Source organism: Vibrio atlanticus (assembly GCF_024347315.1).
Lineage (GTDB): Bacteria > Pseudomonadota > Gammaproteobacteria > Enterobacterales > Vibrionaceae > Vibrio > Vibrio atlanticus.
The window spans coordinates 1,706,469-1,729,498 of sequence record NZ_AP025460.1 but is presented as its reverse complement, the minus strand read 5'-3'; the positions used below and the strand labels follow the sequence as shown (position 1 = coordinate 1,729,498).

Below are 23,030 nucleotides of genomic sequence, written 5' to 3'. Positions count from 1 at the left end.
AATAACGACTATGTTGAGTTTTTATCTGATACTTATATGAACATCCAAAGTTAACTGAAGCCTGCCTGTTTCCTGTCAAGCAAGGCTTTGATTGAACGCTCTGCGAGTTCTAGTAATTCGTCAACTTGCAGAAATGCCGCATCGTGACTCTGTTCTAAACATTGCTTCTCTAAAGCGCGAGCCAACTCACCCAAAGGGCGATTACCTAATGATAGCGCCGTGCTGCCAAGAGTGTGGACCTCGAACTCAAGTGTTTGAGCGTCGTGCTGAGCGACAGCCTCTTTTATGGCGACCAAGCGTGTTTGTGATTCTTCGACATAATGGTCGATCAAGATCGGGATAATATCCGCACTTGTATCTCGAATCATTTGCTCTAGAACGCTTTCATCAACAAGCTCGCTAACTTCTTGTGAGTTTAGATGTGCAGCTGTGTCTGACGCTAAAGTGGAATTCATCAAACTAAGTCCTTTTGTTGAGCGTAATATCCGTGAGTAAAAGGGGCTGTTGACCTTTCGTGGTTAAGTTTTGTTCTAGATAAAATCGTTTTAGGTGCGGCGAAGAGTATGTAGCCTAGTCATTCTAAGCAAATATTCTTCAACAAAGCATAAAACGATTTTAGCCGAACCCTTCGGGCAGCCCTTGTGGTTCATTTCTACTGCGTTAGAGACTTTTCATGTAGGCCAGCTACACGTCAAAGCCTCTTCCTTGTATTAATTTTCCACAAGATGCTGAAAAACACAGCTCGAAAGGTCAACAGCCCCTATTAAGTTCTAGTCATTTTCTAGAATAATTTCAACTGCTTGCCTTATAAACAAAGCAATTAATTGCCTTCTCGCCCGAATTGCCACTATGTTTGTGACAAACCTAACGAACTGATTTAAATTTGTTTTCTCTTATGAAATATAAACTTAGGCACCCATTAGCCTAGGTACTTATAAGCTTAAAGGGGAGAGTGCAGGACAAAGCGAGGCCGATACACATAAAAAAGACCACTGCAGTTACTAACAACAGTGGTCTTAGAGCAGGTTAAGTCGTTTAGGCTAATCTAAATAGCTATATAACCAAAATAGCTATAACCCAAATAGCGATAATTTAAACAGCCGCACTTTAAATAACGAAAAGTAGAACTATGAAGCTTTATCAATCTTTGGCTTTGGGTCGGCTTCTACTTCTTCCTCGCTACTTTCGGAGAAGATATCAGCAACAGCGCTTCTCTCTAGTTCACCTTTTAGGTTACCGTCCTCATCAACAACCGGAAGAGAATAGTCACAAGACATTGTGTCTGGTAGCACTTCTTCAATCACCGCATCAGGCAAAACTGCAGGGACTTCTTCGTATATCTCTTCACTGAAGTCATGCACCGATGAATCTTCAACTGCATCCTGTAGGCTCTCTTGTGTGACTAGACCTTGATAGCCTTCATCCGTTACGTGATAAGCGTAGTCATTTTTCAGCATCTTCATTTGTGCCAAAGCACCTTCAATCGTTTCAGATGTGATTCGATAGAGAGGGGGCTGCATAACGGTTTCAACGGTCAATGCACGAGCACGGTTTACGTCTTTAACGAATGCCTCTACATAGTCATCGGCTGGATTCAGCAGAATCTCATGTGGCGTACCTTGTTGTACCAACTCGCCATCTTTCAAAATCGCGATTCGGTCGCCGAGACGAAGTGCTTCATCCAAATCGTGGGTGATGAAAACAATCGTCTTATGAAGCTTCTCTTGCAGTTCAATGAGTTGATCTTGCATTTCACTTCGAATCAAAGGATCGAGCGCAGAAAACGCTTCATCCATTAATAAGATTTCAGCATTAGTACACAGAGCTCTAGAAAGGCCAACACGTTGTTGTTGACCGCCAGAAAGCTGGGCAGGGTACTGCTTGCCGTAACCTTTCAACCCCACCGTTTCTAACCACTCATTGGCTTTCGCTAAACGGTCTTCTTTTTTGATACCTTGTACTTCCAACCCGTACGCAACGTTTTCTACCACGGTGCGATGAGGCATTAAACCAAAACGCTGAAATACCATCGACATTTTATGACGACGGAACTCTTCTAATTGCTTGGTATTCAGGCTCATTACATCAATGCCTTCGACCATAATTTTACCCTGCGTTGGGTCAATTAAACGGTTGAAATGGCGAATCAGCGTCGATTTACCCGAGCCAGAAAGCCCCATGATAACGAAGATTTCGCCACGGTTAATCTCAAGGTTAATCTCTTTCAAACCAACGGTATGACCCGTGTCAGCAAGAATCTGGTCTTTGTGTTCGCCGCTCTGAACTCGGTTCATCACAGACATCGGTTTTGGTCCAAACACTTTGTATAGGCCACTAATCTCAATCAATGGTTTAGTCATGCTTGATTCCTCCTAGGTGCGCATTGGTTCTTCTTGCGTACGCCTGCGAAGCGCGGTCAAAAAGGATTGCTAGGGCAACAATGGCGAAACCATTCATCAAGCCTAATGTGAAGTATTGGTTGGTGATGGATTTAAGAACTGGTTGTCCTAGGCCTTTCACGCCAATCATGGATGCGATAACAACCATAGACAGTGCCATCATGATGGTTTGGTTGATACCCGCCATGATCGTTGGCATCGCTAACGGTAGTTGAACACCCCATAAGCGTTGCTTTTTGCTCGCACCAAAAGCGGTAGCCGCTTCCAATACTTCTTTGTCGACTAAGCGTATGCCTAGGTTGGTTAAACGAATCACAGGTGGAATCGCGTAGATAACCACGGCGATCAGCCCTGGAATCTTACCTATGCCGAGTAGCATTACCACTGGGATCAAGTAAACGAATGCCGGCATGGTTTGCATGATATCAAGCATCGGCGTAACGATAGATTGCGCTCGATTTGAGCGAGCCATCGCAATGCCAATCGGAATGCCTAAGAATATCGAAACCAAGGTACACACAGTGATGATACTGAGCGTACGCATGGTGTCTTCCCACATACCAAAATAACCAATTAGGAGCAGGGAAACGACACAACCTAAAGCCAGTTTCCAAGAACGACTCGCTGCGTAGACAAGGCTTGTACAAACAGCGAGGACTATAATCCAAGGGGTTGAGATAAGAAGTTTTTCAAACCAAACCAGGAATGAAAGAAGAGGGTCAAATAGAGATTCAATCATTTCACCGTATTCACGAGAGAATTCACGGTATGCGCCATCTAGCGTCTTTTTTATGGTTCTTAAATCAGCGCGTTCCATCTCTGGAAAGGTTGATAACCAATTGGTGTCAGCCATTTTATATCCTTATAGTTCGGAGCCACTTGTTCATACGATGAGGTAATCGCCTATGAAAAGGGCTCCGAATCATGAATAACATCAAGTATAGCGACGTTATTTCTGTTCTATTGTTGAAGCGTAATTACTTGTTGTTAAACCAAGCTTTTAGAGTTCGGCTTCAACTTTCTTAGCCACTTCTTCAGAAACCCATGGGTGCCATACTTCTGGGAATTCACTCAAGAAATGCAAACTTGCTTCTTCACCATCGGCTTGGTTGTCTTCCATCCAAGCAAGCAGCGAGTTCATTTTGTCGTTTGTGAAACCACGTTTAGTGAAGTAGTCATAAGCTTCAGGAGCACGTGACGCAAAACTCTCAGTGGTGATAGTATGAACGGGTGAAGGCGGGTACATGGTCGCTTTTGGCGATTCACAGTCTTCTTTGGTGGTACAGTTAAGGAACTCTTCCTCATTAACGCCACTGCCAAAGTCGACTTTAACCATGTCGTATTTACCTAGAACAGCGGTTGGTGCCCAGTAGTAACCAAACCAAGCTTCTTCGCGCTCATAAGCTTTTGCGATAGAGCCAGATAAGCCGGCACTCGAGCCTGGATCAACAATCGTGAAACCACTGTTTTCCAGCTCAAGAGCGTTAAACAAGTTTCCGGCGCTGATCTGACAGTTCCAGCCTGCTGGGCAACTGTAGAATGCTGATGTATCTGGGTCTTCAGGGTGCTTAAATAAGCTAGCGTTTTTACGCACGCCTTCGATGGTTGCCATCTCTGGGTATTGTTTAACGAGGTAAGCTGGAACCCAAAAACCTTCTTCGCCGCCGTTCACAAGTGATTTACCTGCATAGCGAAGACGTTTTTCTTCGACACCTTTATCTAATGCGTCTTTTAAGCTGTTGCTCCAAAGTTCAGGTGCAACATCAGGCTGGCCTTTTTCAATCATGGATGTGCCTGTTGGCATAGTGTCGCCAGGGATAAGTTCGGCATCACACCCATAACCATGTTCTAGGATGAATTGGTCGATATTGGCGATCAGTGTTGCAGAGTTCCAGTTCATATCTGCGATTGTTACGCTGCCACATTCTCCAGCGTTAGCATTACCGCTGGCTGCTGCTACTAACAAAAATACGGAGCTTAACTTGTATTTCATATTGAGTTTCCTTTCTCTTTAATAATACAACTAAGGTAACCAAGGTAAATTGATTATCTAAATTGCTCGATGGTGATCCTTTCCGTGTATTTGAACCATTTGAGCAGAAGGAGGGATGGGTGAAGTTTGAATAGATAAACGTGCAAAGTCAGTGAAGTGTGATTTGCCAATTCATCCACTGTGTTTCAACAGCCGTCGGATAACTTTGTCAAACTATTACAAATTCGTCAAAAACCACCTCTATTTATAATCTTAGGGAATAATCGTACGAATTCCATCTTTGATGCGATTTACATGGCACTTTAACCGTTTGTGTCACATTACCGATAAAGTTAGGCATGGGCGGTTGATTTTTGAAGGGTTTTAAAGGTGGTAAGACCACATTCGAAGTGTGCGAAGTGCGTTGAATGGTTTTTAAAATCGTATTTTTAACAATAATTTCGTCAAAAATGCCCAACTTGGTTTTGCAGTGTTTTGGCGTGAGTCCAATAGGCACGGTGGCTGTCAGGGATTAATGACAGCCATACAGCTGCACAAGAATACTAAGTTGCACACAAAAGCTATAGTTGTACAAAAAAGCTATCGTGGCGCAGAAAAGTTACATCGGTAGATTTAAAAACTCATTTTGGTAAAGCTTATTGGCCAAGCTATCGCGAAGTTTAGTTGGAAGAAATTTCATGCGATTGATTTGTCTTACCAACTCTTGTGCAAAGCTAGGTGTTTGTTTCATGTTCATCACACAACCCATAAGATTGATACTCTGCGCATCAAGCAGCTTTTTCGCTTGTTCTAGGTGGTGACTAGAGGTTTCACCATAGGCGACAACCATCAATGTGCTGTCACAGGCACTCGCAACAGACTGTGCGGGGATATTCCCTTTGTTAATATTGAGAAGCGGTGAGGTATCAATGATGACTCGATCGTATTTCTCTAACCATTTGTTCACCACTTTTTGTAACGTTGTCGGATCTTTATAAGCCAATTGCGTTGATGCAATTTGTGGAGCAGGGACACCGATAAACGTACGATGAGACTCGACATGTTCAATTAACTGTCCCTGTTGATTGTCTTCCAACATGTTCAAATCTTTAAAAGCAGGATTGTATAAGTTGAGGTCAACATAAAGCGTAGAATGACCAGCAAGGAGAAAACGTTCTGCTAATGCAGTTGCAATAGAGGTTACGCCGTCACCTGAATGACAGGCAGTCACGCAAATCGATTTCTGTCCGTTAAGTTCAGAAGCTAGATACAGTTGTTCTACTTCTGCTTGGATTGCTGAAATAGTCATTATAAAGCTCCTATTAAGACGATCATTGTTGTTAGACGTAATATGTCTTCTAGACCTACACGAGCTTTTTCCATAAAGCTCTCTCGGCGATCTGGGATGTAGATAGTGTCACCAGCGCGCAGTACTGGTAGGTTATAAATGTTGGCTGTTTTGCTGAATTCAACAAGGTCGAAGGTACGAGCTTGACCTTGGCAACAAGACATATTCACAATGGTAATTTTCTCTACGTAAGCGTTATCAGTAGGGCCCGCCGCCTCTGCCAATATATCTAAAATGGTCATGTTGTCGTTAAACACATAACGTCCTGGGTTGTTAATCGCGCCAAGTACACGAACGGTTTCTTCTTTCGGTGTATCTAACCAGTTTTTACCTTTCTCTGGGATATAAATAGTGTCACCTGTAGTTACATTTGGCAGTAACGATTCGTCACCGGTTTCGAAGTACAGCGATAAATTGAGTTTGCTTACTTTAGAGTAGGTTTTATCGCGGTGCGTTACACGCACGTTGTGTATATCGGCATCCTTAGTAGGCCCGTCAGCTGCAGACAAAATGTCAAGAAAGTGCATGTCTTTGGTGAAGCGGTAGCGACCCGGTGCATTCACTTGTCCAAAAATGTAGATCGAAGCATCAGAGCTTTGACGTACCCATTGAGATTTATTGTCTGACGGATCTTGTGGCAAGTCGTGGACACGGACGATAGAGCCTGCACGAATTTGTGGCATCAGATCTCGTGGCGCACCATTTCTGATGAAATCATCAAGATTAAACACAACCAACTTTCTACCCGTTACGACTTCAATTTTCGATGTGTCAGCGCGTAGCGTGGGGCCGCCGACGTGTGCCAATAATCCCATAAAGTTCATTTCATCTGACCATTCTATACGACCAGGTCGATTCACCTCACCGATCACGTTAACTGCTCTGTCTGGTGCAATCTTTAACCAAGATTTCTCGTTCATGTCGGTTTTCTCAGGAACAAAGATCGCGTCACCGGCTTTAATATTCGGTGGGTTAGAGTTAGGCAAGCCTTCAGTGTAAGCCGCTAAATCGAATTTAAGTACTCGACCATCCGCTTTGATTACGCGTATTTGACGCGACTCTGCAAATCGAGTTGGGCCGCCAGCATTGGCAAGGATATCCATGAAGGTAGCGTCTCTCTTTCCTTCAAAAGCGCCAGGGGCAGCGACTTCACCCATAACGTAAACCATGTTTGCGCCGGATTTGATCTCTTCCTCTTGCTTCGGCACAAAAATCGTTGCACCTGGGCGTAAGATTGGAAGTAGGCTTTCGTCACCAGAATCCAAATAACTCTTAAGGTTGAACAGCGTAGGCGTATTATTTGAAATTACTCGGATTTGTTCAACACTGGCATAGCGAGTTACCCCGCCTGAACGCATTAATACGTCGACAAGGTCGGTGTTCTCTTTGTAAGTGAACGAACCTGGCGCGTTTACCTCACCAAACACTTTAATCGAATTGCGAGAGTCGGCACTGTCACCTGAGTTTGCAAGCTTGGCAGCATCGAATTCTTGTTCAATATTACCTACTAATGGCGATGCCGGAACAAAAAGCGAATCCAGTGATTGCAGAGTAGGTAGTGTTGATTCATCACCAGAATCAAGGAATCGTTTGTAGTTAAACTCATTCTTGTCCGCACCTCGCTTAAGTATCAATTTGTCCAGTTGTGCGCCGGGACGTAATCCACCTGCTGCGTAAAGTGCCATTTGGATACTTGAGCCTAACGCCAGTGTGTATTCACCGGGTTGTTCTACATAACCTTGCACGTAGATGATAATTTGCTGCTCTTTTACATATACCGAAGCGTTTGAAAGATCTTTATAAGCGGTAGCCAGTGACTCTAAAACGACTTTGTTAAGTTGTTCACTGTTATAACCCGCAACAAATACGGCGCCCACTTCAGGAAGGGTAATGCGGCCACGTTTATCCACTTGGAACCCTTTGTTCAACGTACTTTCACCGGGTACGTTAACTTGGATAAGGTCACCGACTTGAACCGCGTCTGAAAACTCTTCGTTAGCATTCGCAACATACGTAAAGCTTAACGATAGGGTGATGATAAAAGCGATCAATAATTTCATAATCCACCTCCCATTTTCTCAGCGTTCTTAGGGGAGATAACTTCGATACTCACTCTGCGGTTGGTTAAACGCGTACCGTCAGATTCGCCTTCAAAAAGAGGAACCGTTTCACCAACAGACACTGCTTTGATTCGCTGAGCACCTAAGCCAAAAATAGTTAGGTAGCGTTCGACTTGTTTAGCTCGTCCAAGTGCCAAGTCATCGTTATATTCTTCGGTACCCGTGGCATCGGCATGACCCGTAACAACAAGGTCTAGAGATTTATGTTCTTTCAGAAGCGTTGTTGCCTCGGCAAGTCGTCCCATGTATTTGGGATTGACTTCAGTAGAGTTTTCCGCGAATTGGTTGTCAACATTAAGCAGGTCGTACAACTGCTCGATAACCGACAATTGCATTCTAAATTGGTTTTCATTTTTTGGTGGTTCACACCGTGCTTGTGACGTCACATAGTCCAGTTGGACTTCAAGTTCGTTTAAACGTTTTCTTTGAATGACTAAGTCGTTTGCCGCATCTAGAAGCAGGCCACCTTGTAGTTCGCGAGCGATACGATTTTGCTTCTCTATCGCTTGCACAACAGCAGCGGGGAAGCACCAACGGGCGCCTTCTTGAATCAAGGCATCAAGATGTAATTTAGCCAGTTGCCAATCAAAACGTAATCCGTGTTCAGGACCAAGAGGCTCGTCTGGCATGACAGGAGAAAAGTCGGAATTTTGGTAATTAATAGAGTCATAACTTTCAGCCAAGCCGCCAGTGCCTTGTTCAGGGTAGCTAGTACAGCCACCTAGAACTAAAGCAGACAGAGAAAGGGCTATGTAGCTTTTCAGTATTTTCATGCCAACGTCCTATGTTTTTACTTTTTATTATTATGTTTTGTTACTTCTAGCTTAGTGGATCTTCATGAATTTGTAGGATTTTTTGAATTTACTGGGATAGCGTGGCCAATACGTAACAAGTTCATAATTTCAAGAGGCTGACCAGTCACATTTTCAAGTCGCATGTTGCGTTCGCGTTCAGTTAGGCGTTTGAACATGTAAACAATTGCGCCAACACCAGATGAATCTAAAAACTCAACTTGGCTAAAATCGACTTCGATTTCAGGGTGGCCGTCATTTGAGATTACATCGTCAATATCAGTCTGAGCATCACGGCTACCTGCTGCATCTAAATCACCGAAGATAGAAAGAGTCAGTGTCGTTGTATTTAAATCAATCTTACGTAGTTCCATAGCGATATCTCCTTTTAAGTATGTATGAACAACTGCACTGAATGTGCCAACTTTTATATTTATATTTTTCAACAACTTAAATCGACTGCTAATCTCTATCTCATATTGAGAAAGTTGGTTTCTCAATATGAGAGCTAAAAACGGCGGAACATTTGAGACCCATAAGTCATTAATTATATGAATGAAATTAAAAGTTAAATAAGGTTGATGTGTGGGTCGCATCTTCTAGCAAAGGTTGTCTAGCTACGTGTCAGAACGCTTAGGATTAAAGGCGTTTGTTGACCACTACAGATATCAATACGGAGCAGATGATGAGATTAACTAAATTGGCGATAGCAACTCTATGGGCGTGTTCGCTTTCTTCTCATTCATCCTATTTACCGCCTGATCATCTGGTGCTCGCAAACACATACCAACAAGGCATTGATGTTTCTGAATACTGGAAGAGTGAAAAGCTTGATGGGATTCGTGCTCTTTGGGACGGACAACACCTTTATACTCGAAATGGGAATCGCATTTACTCACCGAAGTGGTTTACAAAAAACTTACCTAAGGTACACCTCGAAGGGGAGCTCTGGGCAGGAAGAGGCAAGTTCCACTTAGTCCAATCTACCGTCCTCGATCACACACCTAGTGATGCTGCGTGGCGCCAAATAGACTTGATGCTGTTTGATATGCCAGGGGCTACTGGCGATTATCAAAAGCGCTATTACAACATATTGCATTGGGTAAGTATGATTGGAGAACCTCATGTCAGCTACATCGAACATCTACCTATTCAAAATGAAGAAGCTCTGTTTTATCAATTGGACAATGTCGATGAACGTAATGGCGAAGGTTTGATGCTCAGAAAGATCACCAGTCGTTATCAAGCAGGTCGAAGCAATGACCTGTTAAAACTAAAAAGGCATCACGATGCCGAAGCCACAGTTATTGGCTACAAAGGCGGGACAGGGAAGTATAAAGGGATGATGGGTTCGATTTTGGTTCACACGGAAGAAGGGGTTGAGTTTTATATCGGAAGCGGGTTCAGTGATCAAATGAGACTTGCGCCGCCTGAGATCGGCAGCCGTATTACCTTTCGCTACAATGGCTTTACTCAAAATGGAAAACCCAAGTTTGCGCGCTTCGTTAGAGAAAAGAGTGAGTATTAATACCAATCAGATTGTTCAGTACAATATAGTCATAAACACACAGTAAACGAAAAAGAGCTCTGAAAATCAGAGCTCTTTTTGTATGTAATAACGGAGATACCGGTTTAGCGAGTACGAATCTAACGAGAGCTAAATTCTAACTGCACATCGTCGTCTTGTTTGTGCATCCAGTGCAGACGCATACCTAGCATAATAGCTGCTGACGTTAGACCGACAATGAACCCAACCCAGAAACCGTGCGCGCCCATAGGCTCAACAAGCCAATCTTTCATTCCTAAAATGTAGCCAATAGGAAGACCAAGCAACCAGTAAGCAACGAAAGTAATGTTGAAGATCGAACGCATGTCTTTGTATCCACGCAAAGCCCCTGCAGCGATAACTTGGATTGCGTCAGTACATTGATAAACTGCAGCGAACAATAGTAATTGCATTGCAACAGTAATTACCGCCGTATTCTCTGTGTACAGTACCGAAACTTGCTCTCTGAATAGTACCGTCAATGTAGCTGTCATTAAGGCTGTGACTAAACCAACAATGATTCCCACGTGTGTCGCGATTTTCGCACCTTCCGTGTTGTTTTCACCCAACTTATGACCAACACGAATACTCACGGCGGCACCGATACTCATTGGTATCATAAATATCAGTGACGAGAAGTTAATTGCAACCTGGTGTGCGGCGACAACCAAAGACCCAAGAGGGGCAACCAACAGAGAAACAACAGCGAATAGCGTCACCTCAAAGAAGATAGCAGCGGCAACTGGAAAACCTAGTTTAAACAAACGAATTTGTGCTTTGAGCTGAGGCTTGTGGAACGTACCGAAGATATTGATTTTAGCCAAACGCTTTGATGTTAAAACGTAAGCGAACAGCAGAGCAAACATCACCCAATATACGATAGCCGTTGCAACGCCACAGCCAACACCACCCAGAGCGGGAGCGCCAAGCTTTCCGTATACGAACATCCAGTTAAGCGGGATGTTTAATAGCAAGCCAATAAAACCAATCACCATTGCAGGCTTAGTTAAAGACATACCATCTGTAAAGCTTCTCAAAGTTTGGAACAACAAAAATGCAGGAACCGCAAACATCACCGCATTCATATAACCGATGGTTTTTTCTGCCATGAGTTGTTCTATGTCCATCCACTCCAATATCAGTTGTGTCTGAAAAAGTACGCCAATGATTGGAAGGGAGATGACAAGCGCTAAAAACGCACCTTGTTGAATCTCAAATGGAATTTTTACTTGTCTACCAGAACCATGAAGTTGTGCAACGACAGGAACCAACGCCATCAATAGACCCACACCAAATAAGATTGATGGTAGCCAGATACTTGCTGCAATCGAAACCGCCGCCATATCGATAGCACTTACACCACCGGCCATTACGGTATCAACAAAACCCATTCCAGTTTGTGCAACAGATGCGATCAATACTGGGGTCGCAAGTTTGATTAGATTCGAGGATTCTTCTTTGTAACGATGCACAAACAACTCCAAATAAGAGGGAAAATTAGAATAATAGTGTAGGAAAGGACATTCTGAAGGAATCAGAGGCAATGATCTTAAGCTTCCACTGGACGAATCATAAAGAAATGTCACAATAACTGCTATGAAAAACTGTTACTAAAGGAATCTTATGTTTACAGGTATCGTTCAAGGCATGGCAACACTGGTTGTTATAAATAAAAAAGAGTTGTTTCAGACTCATACCATTGAGCTAAGCGACGAAATGGTTGAGGGATTAGCGATTGGTGCCTCAGTAGCTCATAACGGTTGTTGCTTAACGGTAACGGAAATTTCGGGCAATCAGATTGCTTTTGATTTAATGCAAGCCACATTGCGATTGACGAACTTGGGCCAACTGAATGTTGGTGATAAAGTGAATGTTGAGCGAGCAGCAAAATTTGGTGATGAAATTGGCGGGCATAGTATGTCTGGCCACATTACGTTGATGGCGAACTTAGTGGATGTGATCAAGACTGAAAACAACCGCACGCTTTGGTTTGAGTTGCCACAAGAATCAATGAAGTATGTATTGAGCAAGGGTTATATTGGCGTTGATGGTTGTTCATTAACGATAGGTGAAGTGGAAGAGAACCGTTTCTCTGTACACTTAATTCCTGAAACGCTAAATCGCACTTTGTTTGGCAGCCGCGAAATAGGCGACCAAGTAAATATTGAGTTTGATCCTCAAACACAAGCGATTGTTGATACTGTTGAGCGCGTGCTAGCAAACCAGAAGTCGTAGTAGCGGTTCATCAATAACACGCGCCCCAAAAGCGTTGACTAAGTAAAAATCGAAGATGTTAAAAAAGAGCACATTAAGTGCTCTTTTTCTATTTTCTATTTTTCTATTTTTCTAGGCGAGCCTAAAAATCGAGGTGTAGCTCTAGCTCGACAAGAGAGTAATTGTGTTAGAAGACTTGTTCGTCGTCTGCATCAATTGAAAGATGGATTCTGTCTCTCAATTCATCAACCTGCATGTCCAGATGAATAGCATTGCAACATGCAGGGCAATCGTCATAAAAATCTTGGCTCCCATTAGAAGCATCCAGCGTTATGCTAATTGCATGACCACAATGGGGGCAAGAAACATGTTTCTCTGTGTATTTATGCATCGCTAATTCTCCTCACTGTAACTGCACCAATCGTAGTAGCTTGTATAGATCGTAATAAATAGTGATATCGAATGTTGCAACTTAGATCGTTCGCAGTAGCTAGCTGTGATTGGTGTTAAACGGCCTGTATCTTCTGAATACACGCCTCAGTTTGTGCTAAATACTCGCCGCCAAATTGATTGCAGTGGTTGAGAAGATGGTACAAATTATAAATGTCTTTCCGTTCAGTATAGCCAACGTCGAGTGGATTGACGCTCTGGTAACCTTCATAAAACTCTTTTGAAAACCCTTCAAACAGTTCAGTTAGCGCTAAATCACATTCATGATCGCCCCAATAACAAGCGGGATCGTAACAGATTGGCCCAAAGGCTGAGTTAGCAACATTACCGTTCCAAAGGTCGCCATGAAGCAAAGAAGGGCGAGGGTTGTGGCCTGCAAGACGCATATTCACGACATCAACAATGTCATCGATATCGCCGAATTCGATGCCTTTTTCTTTTAACAATTGCAGTTGGAAGCCTATGCGTTGCTCAGAGAAAAAACGCCCCCATTTCTTATGCCAAGGGTTGGGTTGAAGGGTGCTACCAATATAATTGTCTTGGTCACAACCAAACTCTTTCTGTTCACCCCATTGATGCAATTGAGCAAGTTGAACGCCAAAGTCATAGCTATTATTGCTTGTTTCAAGCGGCTTGGTCGGCAAGTAATTAAGGATAATGAACGAGCATTCTTTGGTTTTACCAATCAGTACCAACTCAGGAACATAAACGGTAGAAGTCTCTCTTAACAAGCGTAAATTCTCAGCTTCAATTTCAAACTTAGGTAAAAATTCTCGCTGGTTCACTTTTACAAAGTAACGTTCGTTACCATCGCTAATCATATAGCAATCGTTAATGTCGCCACCAGAAACCTTGGTACGTTCAGTTATCTGGAAGTTAAATAGAAGAGTATCTGAAAGTTGTTGAGAAATGGCCTGCCACATAGGAAATCCTCAAAGACTGAAGGTTAGAAATACTGTTTGTTTAATAGCAATAGTTTAGGATAAATCTGAGCAATTTATAGACGCACTCGTCAATGTTCTTGGCTCTTCTTCAACTAATGTAGAATCAATTGGCTGATTTGTGAACTCGAACTGATTCAAGCCCTTTGAAATCAAAACAGAAATTGAGAACGATGTAAGGAAATAGTTTGGAACTAATCTCACGGCATGATGATTTTCATACAATAGAATCGCAGAAATAGGTTGAGATTATTTTTCACTATATTTTAGGTGTGTTTGGTGAAGTTAGGGTGTTTTGATTGAAATTTAAGCTTAAATGCTAACTCGGATCACTTTAATACAGTTTTTAGTAATAAAGAGATGACAAACAGACTCATATACATAGTATTAGGTAGGTACATATTAATCTGCTCTTGAGCTTAAACGGAGATTTATTGTGGTTGTAGAAACCGATGGCTATTTGGCTTTGATCGAACACTTATCATTTAACCTAGATGTCTTTACTAATAGTAATGGTGATACAGGAAATGAAAGTGTCGAAGACATCATCACTGACATGATATCAACAAACATCATGGCTATTTTCGAGCAAAACCCTGAGTTACATTCAAGCGTTCGTTTTCAACTATTGAAAGAAGCGGATTCAGTGGTGGCTGATTTAGGTGAAGTGTTAGCTGGTGTATGGTCAAAAAAAGCGACTAACGAACAAATTGTATTCTTAGATGAATACATCGCATTAGTGAAGAATCTGTTTGATACTGCGGTCGCTCAATACGACTAATTAGCTTCTAGTACATTTACTAGGCTAAACAGCGATAGGCGTTTAAATAGTACCTTCAAAGCAACTGTGTTATCAGTTAATCTTTTAATCACTATAAACGCCTAAAATGCCAAAACTTAGAGGCCCAATAAGGGTTATCCAATCTCGATATAATGACACCTTTCGATGTCGAAGCATGTAGGAATTGATTGTTTCCTAAATATACACCGACGTGTCGTACCGTCATCGATGTTTTGAAAAACACCAAGTCACCACTTATTGCCTGTCCATATGCTATTTCCTTTCCCTTTTTAACTTGATCTTTTGTGGTTCTCGGTAAGGCTTGCTGGGTCGCAGTTTGCACTGCGATTTGAACGAAAGCAGAGCAATCTACGCCTCTAAATGAAGTCCCTCCGAAATGATATGGCACACCTTTCCACTGTTCATACACACTCATATACGCATTGGTCGTTGATTGCTCTAACTTTGACAGAGGCTTGTGTGCGGTTTGACTAAGCTGAGAAGGGGATGGCGTCGAGCTACAAGCAGCCAATGTTGCTAAAGTTATTGTAACTACAGCCATTTTTCTGAATTTCATATGTAACTCTTCTGACAAAAAACTGAAATATAAACGTCATCAAGGACTTCTAGTATACGAACTAACTTAAGGATATCTTTTTTCGTAGTCAAACTGGATTTCACATGCCCGACACAAATTTATCAATAAAACCTTCACGTTATACATTCTCGCTCATTCAAACCGTCACCGCTGTATTTATTTCCATTCTTTTGCTCGTCATCTTTTTATCTTTGGTCAGTCTCCGAGGCGTCGATCGGGTCGGGGGCCATTTTGAAGCACTTTCGGAACAAGCATTACCTCTTGCATTAAACAACGCCGAATTAACACAAAGCGTGTTAGAGCAGGTAAAACTTCTTACTTATAGCACCCAATCAACCGACCTCAATACGCTTAACACAACAGGCAACTCGATCGACGTGTTAGTTGCCGAAAGTAACCAAACGCTAGAAGAACTCCTCTTCATATCCCAATCTTTTCCTGACGCGATTTCCGTTGAACAAAAACAAAACTTAACCGAGAACATGGCGACCTTACAATTGATGACTAGCCAAGTCTTGTCGTCTCAAATTGAAATTCAGAATAAGCAAAACCTCATCGATGGCCAAGTCACTGAGTTTCGCTATGGTGTGAGTTCCATCGGACCTGAAATGAACCGTATCAGTTCTTTCCTTGTTCAGAACAACCCAGAGGCTTCCGATGCGGCTAACCGATTCACAGCGAGTGCTTCTGCAATGGCGAACACCTTCCTAATGTTGATGATGCAATCAGACTTAGAAAAAGCGCAAGACGAATACAGAGAGCTTCGAAATCGAATTGCAGGCATTAACCTAGCGTATGATGACTTTTCTGAATGGCATCCAGACATCGTAGAGTTCGCAAGCTTAACAGCGCCTTATGAGATGGTTAAATCTGGCTTTGCAGATAACGGTGTATTAAGACAAATCCTGCAAAAGCTAGAACTTGTTGAGCAACAAGAAGCCGACTTAGCAAAAGTCATCCATCTGGCCAACACTGTCATAGGGACCTTAAATCAACTATCGAACACCGCTTCTATTTTAATTGATGAAAGCGAGTTTGTGGTCAATCAGACAATTGCGACGATAGACAAAGTACTATTTATTAGTGGATTAGTGATAACGGCCATCATTTCTATTTCATGGTTGGTGTTACGTCGCTGGGTGAACAAAGGACTCAGAAACATTACTCAACAAATGAGCTTACTCGCGGAACACGATTTTTCAAAACAGAGTCAATTAGTTGGCCCATTGGAATTGCAAGTTATCGCATCAAAACTTAATTCTGTTGTCGACTCAACCGCTGATTCGGTGCGTTTGGTAACACGAAACTGTGAAACGCTTTATCAAACAGCGGAAGTCAGTCACGATGCCGCAGAGCAAACTAACTCAAGCTTACACGACCAAAATGAATCACTTCAAAACATGATTACCACCATTACAGAACTTGAAGCATCTATTGGTGAAATTGCACGTATTTCTAACGCCTCGAATGATGATGCCCAGCTTGCTGAAAATGAGTCAGTGACAGGGAGTCAAGTTGTTGGACTTAACCAGCAGCGACTGCATGCACTAGAACACTCTCTAAGCCTGAATCAAGAATCGATGGCCGACTTAGACGGGCGTGTTAAACAGATTCGCGAAATGGTCGACATGATCAGTGGCATTGCTGACAACACTAACTTACTCGCATTGAATGCAGCAATAGAAGCAGCGCGAGCAGGAGATCAAGGCCGAGGCTTTGCAGTGGTTGCCGATGAAGTCAGAAAACTTGCCAGCGATACTTCTCAGCAAACCACTAATATACGAAATATGATGAATGAATTGGTGGCAGCCGCTGATCGCTCACGGGCGTCTGTAACAGAGTCGAGAAACGAAATGGCGAATGCACTGGAAACCAGTGACGATGTGAAACAAGCGTTTGAAAAAATCGAGGTAGCGGTTAGCCAGATTAAAGGACGTGTTGAACAAATCATGGTGGCGACTGAGCAACAGGCACGTGCAACGGTGGATGTGACACATTCGATCACTCGTGTTTCTGAACAAGGCGAGAATACTAAGTTACAGCTTGAATCCATGATCGAGAGTTCAGAGCAAGTCGGAGAGATAGCAGGGCACCAACAAGCTATGCTTCATAAATACGTACTGAAATAAACGAGCGTGCTGAGTTAAGCCTGACAGCATAATAGTTGAAGCACTAACTACGCTTAAATTCCTATTGATACAGAAACGCCCTAAAGTTTTCACAGAATCTAAGGGCGTTTTGCTTTGGTATTAAGCTTGGTTTGTTATGGAGACGGGTTTGTTATTAAGATAGGTTTGATCTCAATTTAAACTTGAGACTCAACTGAATTCGAACCTAGTCTTTCGTTGTCGGGAATCGTGCAAATGGCTGACGTAGCATTAAGTCTAACCGTTGCTCTTTACCATCTTGAATCTCTGGAACGCCAATCTGAACGTTATCATGGCCAAGCTTAGGTTGAGCGCGATAGGTTTTGAACCAAATGTCCCACACCGATAAGAAAAAACCAAAGTTTGAGTGCGTTTCCTTAGCAATGACCGAGTGATGAACGCGGTGCATGTCTGGTGTCACAATCACTTTTCTCAATCGCTTATCAATCCACAGTGGCAGACGCGCATTGCTGTGGTTAAACATCGCACTGGCGTTAAGAACAATTTCAAAGATGACAACAGCGATGACAGGTACACCAAGCGCGATCACTAAACTCACTTTAATCAGCATTGAAATAATCATCTCAATTGGATGAAAACGAGTTCCGGTTGTGACATCAATATCTAGATCCGCATGATGAACTCGGTGTAACTTCCATAGCCATGAAACACGGTGAAACACCAAGTGCTGCAGGTAAATAGCACAATCTAACAGTAAAACACAGATGAGAATGGTGAGTTCTTTAGGAAGTGACAGGGTATTGAATAGACCCCATTGGCTTTCTTGTGCGATAACCGCCGCTTGAAATGCTGCGATTGGAATTAGAGTGGCTAATAGAAAGCTGTTCAAAGCAACCAACGCAAAGTTATTACCCCAACGAAACCATTTGCTTTGAGTCAGTGTTTTCCGGGGAAAGCGGTACTCCCAAAGCGCACACAATCCAAAAACGACGATAAAGCAAACAAGGCGGAGCAGGGATGGGTCTTGCATGGGTATTCCTTCTATCATTCTAAGGACACTGTAAGTACAATCGTGCCACTTTTCTAGATTTATCGTTATTGTCCATGAGAATCCACGCTTTTCACCGTTTATATCAACATCGTTTATCCATTGCTACTAAGCCATTTAATGCGCGCGGGTGTAAAGTAGTGCGATGTGAGTTCTGTAAAATAAAACAAGACAGCTGTATCTGCGAGCATCAACCTAACATTGATACGAACGTCGCGACTATGTTGATCTTGTCAGACAACGAAATATTGAAACCAAGTAATACAGGTCGATTGATTCTCGATACAGTAAAAGACAGTTACGCTTACTTATGGCATCGCACAGAGCCGAATCAGGAAATGTTGGATGTCTTAAAAGATGACAACTATCAACCTGTCGTAGTGTTCCCCGAAGACTATACAGATGACAAATCGCGCGTGGTTCAAAACCTGCCACAAATGCGTGACCCAAACAAAACACTATTGCTGATCTTTATTGATGGTAGCTGGCGCGAGGCACGTCGAATTTTTCGTCGCTCAGAATATCTGCAAGATTTACCTGTGTTATCGATTGAGCCTGAATCGGTTTCTCAATACATGATGCGCAAGTCAGACAATGAACAACATCTTTCGACAGCAGAAGTGGCGAGCTTGGTTTTGAAACAGGCTGGTGAAGAGCAGGGTGCCAAGACTTTACAGCTATGGTTTGAGACATTTCGGGAAAGTTATATGTTAAGTAAGACACGTTATAAGTCGGATCCAACCAAACCGAGCCTGAATGCTTTCATAGAGCATACTAAAAGTGAGAAGTCACTCTAACCTTTAACCGCTTTGTGCTGACTTGTTGTTCAAACAAACTCAAACACGGGATAAGTTTGTCATCTATCACGGTTTGTAGGGGGAGTGTTATGGATAATGCTCTTTAGTTGTTTATTTACAAAAAATTATTTGCCCTAATTTAGGGAAAAATTGGAGAGATTTCATGTATTACGGCTTCGATGTTGGCGGCACAAAGATTGAGTTTGGTGCGTTCAATGAAAAACTTGAGCGAGTAGCGACAGAACGCGTACCAACGCCCACTGAAGATTATCAACTGCTACTTGATACAATTGCCGGTTTGGTAAAGAAGTACGACAACGAATTTTCTTGCGAAGGCAAAATTGGTCTTGGTCTTCCTGGAATGGAAGATGCTGACGACGGCACAATGCTGGTTGTTAACGTACCAGCTTCAACGGGGAAACCACTACGCAAAGACCTAGAAGCGCTTATTGGTCGTAGTGTGAAAATTGAAAATGATGCAAACTGTTTTGCGCTTTCAGAAGCGTGGGATGATGAACTTAAAGACGAACCATCAGTAGCAGGCCTAATTCTAGGTACTGGCTTCGGTGGCGGTTTAGTTTATGAAGGTAAAGTGTTCTCTGGTCGTAATCACGTTGCTGGTGAATTAGGTCACATGCGCCTTCCTCTAGATGCATGGTTCCACCTTGGCGACAACGCACCTCTACTGGGTTGTGGTTGTGGCAAGAAAGGTTGTTTAGACAGTTACTTATCGGGTCGCGGCTTCGAACTGATTTACGAGCACTACTTCGGTGAGAAGAAGAAAGCGATCGAGATCATTCAAGCATACAACGAAGGCGAATCAAAAGCCGCTGAGCACGTAGATCGCTTCATGGAGCTATTGGCTATCTGTTTTGCAAACCTGTTTACGGGTCTTGACCCACACGTAGTTGCACTGGGTGGCGGTCTTTCAAACTTCGAACTTATCTACGAAGAGATGCCAAAGCGTATCCCTAAATACCTACTGTCTGTAGCGAAATGTCCAAAGATCATCAAAGCGAAGCACGGTGACTCAGGCGGCGTTCGTGGTGCTGCATTCCTTAACATTAAGTAATCGTGACTTAAGTTAAGCTGGCTAAGGTTAGATAGTTAAAGAGTACAAATAAAAATGCCGCAATCTCGAAAGAGGTTGCGGCATCTTTTATTGTTCAGTGTTTTCGTTTCTTCAGCTCTTAGCTCTAATTACAAACGAAAAGCTAGAAGCTACAAAGCTACATATCAAGAAAAAGAGCCAAAGGGCTTACTTCTTCTTTTTACCAACACCAAGGTTGTCTTTTTGCTTCAATGTAAGCTTAGTAAAACCAAGCTTACGGAAATAGTTGTCTTGGTAGTTACGAACCGCTTTAGTATCAGAAATGAACTCAAGCTGTTGCTCAGTTTTTAGATACTCAGTGATGTCGATACCTTCAGCGGCTGCAACAGCTTCTTGGATCGTGCGGTGTTCTTGTTTCGAAAACAATAACTCTTTGTCTTCATCTTTATAAGTGTACAGAATGGTACGAGCCATGGTGCTCTCCAATATAATTATTACTTTGCGCGCACTCTACATAAAAACAGTACGCCACTCAAGATAATGATAGGAAATTACCACTTATTAGCCTCATGAATGGAATGTGTAATAAGCATTTTGTGGTATACTATTCGTTATTTTTTAATCTGGCTGACTTAAACGGAACTTATGAGCAATACGCTTTACCCAAAGATCATGGGAATTATAACGCGAATCCAGAACTACCCTGGAATCAAAGGATTAAAAGAAGTCGAAGACAGAATAACGAGTCTATGCGAAGCTAATAATCAACCGATCCCGGATTCAATCGCGCTTTTCCTTAAAGGTTTCACAAGCTATCGCCACGATAACCTTTCTGACGCTGCTGAGCATTATAAAGCCTGCCTAAACGTCATTGCTCCTGAAGAAATTCAACTATATGTATTTGTCATCGGGTTACTTGCGTCTACCCATAACATTCGTGGTGATTATCAATCAGCGTATGCTTGTTACTCAGAGACACTAGAAAACTTACACCTAGTTGATGACAATTTTAAGTCACTTATATTCTGTAATCTAAGTGACTTGCACTTAAGCTTAGAAAAATACGAACAAGCGAAGCAATATGCTCGTAAAGCCATTATTTCATCTCAAAATGCGAATCGCCTGTTAGATTGTGCTGTCAGCCATTTAAACCTAGCCTATAGCTGTGCACATACAAATGAGTTTGAGCAAGCGGTTAGCGCCATTATGGAAGCGAAAAGAATAGGCACCTCGCTTTCTAGTCACAGGACGATAGCTCTTTGTCATAGTTACCTAGGGCAAACCATGCTCTTGTGGGGAGGCTTCGATGATAGTGATGTATTAGATGCATTTTATCAGGCAGAAGAGCACTTCAAAAAATCGAGAGATGAGCATAATCGAAAAGAAAATTTGGTTTACTGGTTTCAATTCTTAGAAGGCATTGGAGAGCGAGAACAAGCAAAAGTAGGGTGCGCTTTTCTCGAACAGAATTTTGATCTAAAGAGTAGTTACCGTTCTTATGCTATCTATGCCCAAACTAAGGCGAAGCTCTTTCGAGATGAAGAGGATTGGTCTGGTTTAGCGGCACTTCAAACTCAGCATGTGGATCTTTTAGAAAAACACATGAGAAGTTATGAGCGCGAACAGAGCGAACGTATTCTAGAAGGGGTAGGTACCATTCAGAGTAAGAAGAAAAATGACGTTCTGACTCAAATGCAAAAATATATGGGTGCGCTCACTGATATTGGTCAATTCATAGCAACCGCTGCAGATTTAGAAAGCGTACTGCCTGAGATACTCCATAAGATAAATATGATTCTACCAACATCTGAGTTTGGGATTGCTATGTATGACGATAAATCAGACATACTCGACTACCGCTATTTTGTTGATACTCAAGGATTAATACCGAACCTAAAAGTAGTTTGCCAAGAGAACCAAACCATTGGTACGTATGTAATTCGCAAGCGAGCTACCGTTCATTTTAATAGCGCGACAGATGCGGCTCTAGAACCCTATATCGGTAAAACCACACAAGACGATAATTTCGTTACGTTTCGTGGCGAGCTTGATACTAACTCAATGATTCTAACGCCAATCATTCTTAATGAAAAATTAATCGGCTTTCTGTCAGTTCAGCATCATCTACCAAACCAATATCAGGAACACCACTGTCAGCTTATAGAACATTTAGCTAGCTTTATTGCCGTGTCGCTAGAAAATCAAAAGCAACGACAGCGTTTAGAAAGTGCGAATCAAACACTCGAAATCTTGAGTACTACTGACCCACTAACAGGTCTAGCTAATAGATATCAATTAGATAACATCACGCCAGTCTTAATACATAACGCTTACTACCAAAAACAATCTCTAGCGGTCCTTATGATCGATGTTGACGAGTATAAAGCTTATAACGATTTTCATGGGCATTTAGAGGGCGACGAAGCGCTTCGTATTATCAGTCGCTTACTTAAAAAAACATTCACAACCAAGAATGACTACCTTTTCAGATATGGCGGTGATGAGTTCATGGCGATTTGCTTCGGACAGAGTAGTAGTGATATTGAAAATAAGGTTGTCACTCTGCGAAAGATGTTAAATGAAGTCAAATTAGCAAACCCTAAAGCTCTCTATGCGGAACAATTAACACTCTCTATTGGTGGGGTTAACGTCGACTTAGCCAGTGACAATGTGGATCGAAACTTTAAAATGATTTGTGATATTGCAGACAAACAGCTCTATCAAATCAAAGAAAATGGCCGTAACAACTATAATTTGGTCGATTGCAGATTACTTAAAGTCGAGCTTGTTTAGTTCAACTCTGTATACAACCCCCCATAAAAAGAAAGCCCCTGATATCCAATATCAGGGGCTTCATCTATTTAGA

At 42.4% G+C, this 23,030-nt stretch carries 21 protein-coding genes; 7 read left to right on the top strand and 14 right to left on the bottom strand.

The window, feature by feature from the left end; translation table 11 throughout:
• Positions 1–50: 50 nt before the first annotated feature.
• The 8 genes from OCV30_RS07615 to OCV30_RS07580 all read right to left on the bottom strand — a co-directional run bounded on the left by OCV30_RS07615 (position 51) and on the right by OCV30_RS07580 (position 9,004).
• A complete protein-coding gene (locus tag OCV30_RS07615; protein ID WP_009846763.1) occupies positions 51–455 on the bottom strand; it encodes an Hpt domain-containing protein in 405 nt (134 codons plus the stop codon).
• 672 nt (positions 456–1,127) lie between these two features.
• Complete coding sequence (locus OCV30_RS07610) at positions 1,128–2,360, bottom strand: quaternary amine ABC transporter ATP-binding protein (RefSeq protein WP_065680401.1); 1,233 nt, start codon at positions 2,358–2,360, stop codon at positions 1,128–1,130.
• Positions 2,353–3,252 (bottom strand): ABC transporter permease, encoded by a 900-nt coding sequence (locus OCV30_RS07605; protein WP_065680400.1) that lies wholly within the window; start codon positions 3,250–3,252, stop codon positions 2,353–2,355. Before OCV30_RS07605 ends, OCV30_RS07610 begins: the two co-directional genes overlap by 8 nt.
• Positions 3,253–3,399: 147 nt before the next feature.
• Positions 3,400–4,392 (bottom strand): ABC transporter substrate-binding protein, encoded by a 993-nt coding sequence (locus OCV30_RS07600; RefSeq protein ID WP_065680399.1) that lies wholly within the window; start codon positions 4,390–4,392, stop codon positions 3,400–3,402.
• 598 nt (positions 4,393–4,990) lie between these two features.
• Positions 4,991–5,680 (bottom strand): P-loop NTPase family protein, encoded by a 690-nt coding sequence (locus OCV30_RS07595; protein WP_065680398.1) that lies wholly within the window; start codon positions 5,678–5,680, stop codon positions 4,991–4,993.
• Positions 5,680–7,779 (bottom strand): SLBB domain-containing protein, encoded by a 2,100-nt coding sequence (locus OCV30_RS07590; protein ID WP_065680397.1) that lies wholly within the window; start codon positions 7,777–7,779, stop codon positions 5,680–5,682. Before OCV30_RS07590 ends, OCV30_RS07595 begins: the two co-directional genes overlap by 1 nt.
• A complete protein-coding gene (locus OCV30_RS07585; protein WP_017100333.1) occupies positions 7,776–8,612 on the bottom strand; it encodes an OmpA family protein in 837 nt (278 codons plus the stop codon). Before OCV30_RS07585 ends, OCV30_RS07590 begins: the two co-directional genes overlap by 4 nt.
• Positions 8,613–8,674: 62 nt before the next feature.
• On the bottom strand, positions 8,675–9,004 hold the full coding sequence (locus tag OCV30_RS07580) for an STAS domain-containing protein (protein WP_004733793.1): 330 nt from the start codon (positions 9,002–9,004) through the stop codon (positions 8,675–8,677).
• Positions 9,005–9,315: 311 nt separating this feature from the next.
• Here OCV30_RS07580 and OCV30_RS07575 point away from each other — a divergent pair, with 311 nt between their 5' ends.
• Positions 9,316–10,158 (top strand): DNA ligase, encoded by an 843-nt coding sequence (locus OCV30_RS07575; protein WP_065680396.1) that lies wholly within the window; start codon positions 9,316–9,318, stop codon positions 10,156–10,158.
• A 119-nt stretch (positions 10,159–10,277) separates the two neighbouring features.
• Here the strand turns inward: OCV30_RS07575 and OCV30_RS07570 are convergent, their stop codons facing one another.
• The gene (locus OCV30_RS07570; RefSeq protein WP_065680395.1) at positions 10,278–11,648 is read right to left on the bottom strand and encodes an MATE family efflux transporter; all 1,371 of its coding nucleotides are present in this window, start codon (positions 11,646–11,648) and stop codon (positions 10,278–10,280) included.
• Between the two features lie 151 nt (positions 11,649–11,799).
• On the opposite strand from OCV30_RS07570, the gene OCV30_RS07565 reads away from it, so the two are divergent.
• Positions 11,800–12,411 (top strand): riboflavin synthase, encoded by a 612-nt coding sequence (locus OCV30_RS07565; protein ID WP_065680394.1) that lies wholly within the window; start codon positions 11,800–11,802, stop codon positions 12,409–12,411.
• A gap of 166 nt (positions 12,412–12,577) precedes the next feature.
• On the opposite strand, the gene OCV30_RS07560 is transcribed toward OCV30_RS07565, so the two are convergent.
• Together OCV30_RS07560 and OCV30_RS07555 are read right to left on the bottom strand one after the other, a co-directional pair.
• Complete coding sequence (locus tag OCV30_RS07560) at positions 12,578–12,781, bottom strand: CPXCG motif-containing cysteine-rich protein (RefSeq protein ID WP_012603956.1); 204 nt, start codon at positions 12,779–12,781, stop codon at positions 12,578–12,580.
• Between the two features lie 115 nt (positions 12,782–12,896).
• The gene (locus OCV30_RS07555) at positions 12,897–13,763 is read right to left on the bottom strand and encodes a fructosamine kinase family protein (protein WP_017103149.1); all 867 of its coding nucleotides are present in this window, start codon (positions 13,761–13,763) and stop codon (positions 12,897–12,899) included.
• A 454-nt stretch (positions 13,764–14,217) separates the two neighbouring features.
• Between OCV30_RS07555 and OCV30_RS07550 the strand changes: the two genes are divergently transcribed.
• A complete protein-coding gene (locus OCV30_RS07550; RefSeq protein ID WP_009846752.1) occupies positions 14,218–14,562 on the top strand; it encodes a DUF3802 family protein in 345 nt (114 codons plus the stop codon).
• A 91-nt stretch (positions 14,563–14,653) separates the two neighbouring features.
• Here the strand turns inward: OCV30_RS07550 and OCV30_RS07545 are convergent, their stop codons facing one another.
• Positions 14,654–15,139 carry a C40 family peptidase gene (locus tag OCV30_RS07545; RefSeq protein ID WP_017097841.1) on the bottom strand — a complete coding sequence of 162 codons (486 nt, stop codon included), beginning with the start codon at positions 15,137–15,139 and terminating at the stop codon, positions 14,654–14,656.
• 104 nt (positions 15,140–15,243) lie between these two features.
• Here OCV30_RS07545 and OCV30_RS07540 point away from each other — a divergent pair, with 104 nt between their 5' ends.
• Positions 15,244–17,289, top strand: a complete 2,046-nt coding sequence (locus OCV30_RS07540; RefSeq protein WP_065680393.1) for a methyl-accepting chemotaxis protein — start codon at positions 15,244–15,246, stop codon at positions 17,287–17,289.
• Positions 17,290–17,494: 205 nt separating this feature from the next.
• Here the strand turns inward: OCV30_RS07540 and OCV30_RS07535 are convergent, their stop codons facing one another.
• Positions 17,495–18,298, bottom strand: coding sequence for a sterol desaturase family protein (locus OCV30_RS07535; RefSeq protein ID WP_065680392.1), 804 nt, complete (start codon positions 18,296–18,298; stop codon positions 17,495–17,497).
• A gap of 68 nt (positions 18,299–18,366) precedes the next feature.
• On the opposite strand from OCV30_RS07535, the gene OCV30_RS07530 reads away from it, so the two are divergent.
• Both OCV30_RS07530 and nagK read left to right on the top strand, forming a co-directional pair.
• On the top strand, positions 18,367–19,113 hold the full coding sequence (locus OCV30_RS07530; protein ID WP_083994647.1) for a tRNA-uridine aminocarboxypropyltransferase: 747 nt from the start codon (positions 18,367–18,369) through the stop codon (positions 19,111–19,113).
• 163 nt (positions 19,114–19,276) lie between these two features.
• A complete protein-coding gene (gene nagK, locus OCV30_RS07525; protein WP_012603950.1) occupies positions 19,277–20,185 on the top strand; it encodes an N-acetylglucosamine kinase in 909 nt (302 codons plus the stop codon).
• A gap of 186 nt (positions 20,186–20,371) precedes the next feature.
• On the opposite strand, the gene OCV30_RS07520 is transcribed toward nagK, so the two are convergent.
• Positions 20,372–20,638 (bottom strand): DUF2960 family protein, encoded by a 267-nt coding sequence (locus tag OCV30_RS07520; protein WP_004733780.1) that lies wholly within the window; start codon positions 20,636–20,638, stop codon positions 20,372–20,374.
• A gap of 171 nt (positions 20,639–20,809) precedes the next feature.
• On the opposite strand from OCV30_RS07520, the gene OCV30_RS07515 reads away from it, so the two are divergent.
• Positions 20,810–22,957 carry a GGDEF domain-containing protein gene (locus OCV30_RS07515; RefSeq protein WP_065680390.1) on the top strand — a complete coding sequence of 716 codons (2,148 nt, stop codon included), beginning with the start codon at positions 20,810–20,812 and terminating at the stop codon, positions 22,955–22,957.
• Positions 22,958–23,030: the final 73 nt, after the last annotated feature.

Bases quoted from the DNA above. Each gene is read 5' to 3' on its own strand.
- OCV30_RS07615 (WP_009846763.1), bottom strand. From the start codon at position 455: ATGAATTCCACTTTAGCGTCAGACACAGCTGCACATCTAAACTCACAA.
- OCV30_RS07610 (WP_065680401.1), bottom strand. From the start codon at position 2,360: ATGACTAAACCATTGATTGAGATTAGTGGCCTATACAAAGTGTTTGGA.
- OCV30_RS07605 (WP_065680400.1), bottom strand. From the start codon at position 3,252: ATGGCTGACACCAATTGGTTATCAACCTTTCCAGAGATGGAACGCGCT.
- OCV30_RS07600 (WP_065680399.1), bottom strand. From the start codon at position 4,392: ATGAAATACAAGTTAAGCTCCGTATTTTTGTTAGTAGCAGCAGCCAGC.
- OCV30_RS07595 (WP_065680398.1), bottom strand. From the start codon at position 5,680: ATGACTATTTCAGCAATCCAAGCAGAAGTAGAACAACTGTATCTAGCT.
- OCV30_RS07590 (WP_065680397.1), bottom strand. From the start codon at position 7,779: ATGAAATTATTGATCGCTTTTATCATCACCCTATCGTTAAGCTTTACG.
- OCV30_RS07585 (WP_017100333.1), bottom strand. From the start codon at position 8,612: ATGAAAATACTGAAAAGCTACATAGCCCTTTCTCTGTCTGCTTTAGTT.
- OCV30_RS07580 (WP_004733793.1), bottom strand. From the start codon at position 9,004: ATGGAACTACGTAAGATTGATTTAAATACAACGACACTGACTCTTTCT.
- OCV30_RS07575 (WP_065680396.1), top strand. From the start codon at position 9,316: ATGAGATTAACTAAATTGGCGATAGCAACTCTATGGGCGTGTTCGCTT.
- OCV30_RS07565 (WP_065680394.1), top strand. From the start codon at position 11,800: ATGTTTACAGGTATCGTTCAAGGCATGGCAACACTGGTTGTTATAAAT.
- OCV30_RS07560 (WP_012603956.1), bottom strand. From the start codon at position 12,781: ATGCATAAATACACAGAGAAACATGTTTCTTGCCCCCATTGTGGTCAT.
- OCV30_RS07555 (WP_017103149.1), bottom strand. From the start codon at position 13,763: ATGTGGCAGGCCATTTCTCAACAACTTTCAGATACTCTTCTATTTAAC.
- OCV30_RS07545 (WP_017097841.1), bottom strand. From the start codon at position 15,139: ATGAAATTCAGAAAAATGGCTGTAGTTACAATAACTTTAGCAACATTG.
- OCV30_RS07540 (WP_065680393.1), top strand. From the start codon at position 15,244: ATGCCCGACACAAATTTATCAATAAAACCTTCACGTTATACATTCTCG.
- OCV30_RS07535 (WP_065680392.1), bottom strand. From the start codon at position 18,298: ATGCAAGACCCATCCCTGCTCCGCCTTGTTTGCTTTATCGTCGTTTTT.
- nagK (WP_012603950.1), top strand. From the start codon at position 19,277: ATGTATTACGGCTTCGATGTTGGCGGCACAAAGATTGAGTTTGGTGCG.
- OCV30_RS07520 (WP_004733780.1), bottom strand. From the start codon at position 20,638: ATGGCTCGTACCATTCTGTACACTTATAAAGATGAAGACAAAGAGTTA.
- OCV30_RS07515 (WP_065680390.1), top strand. From the start codon at position 20,810: ATGAGCAATACGCTTTACCCAAAGATCATGGGAATTATAACGCGAATC.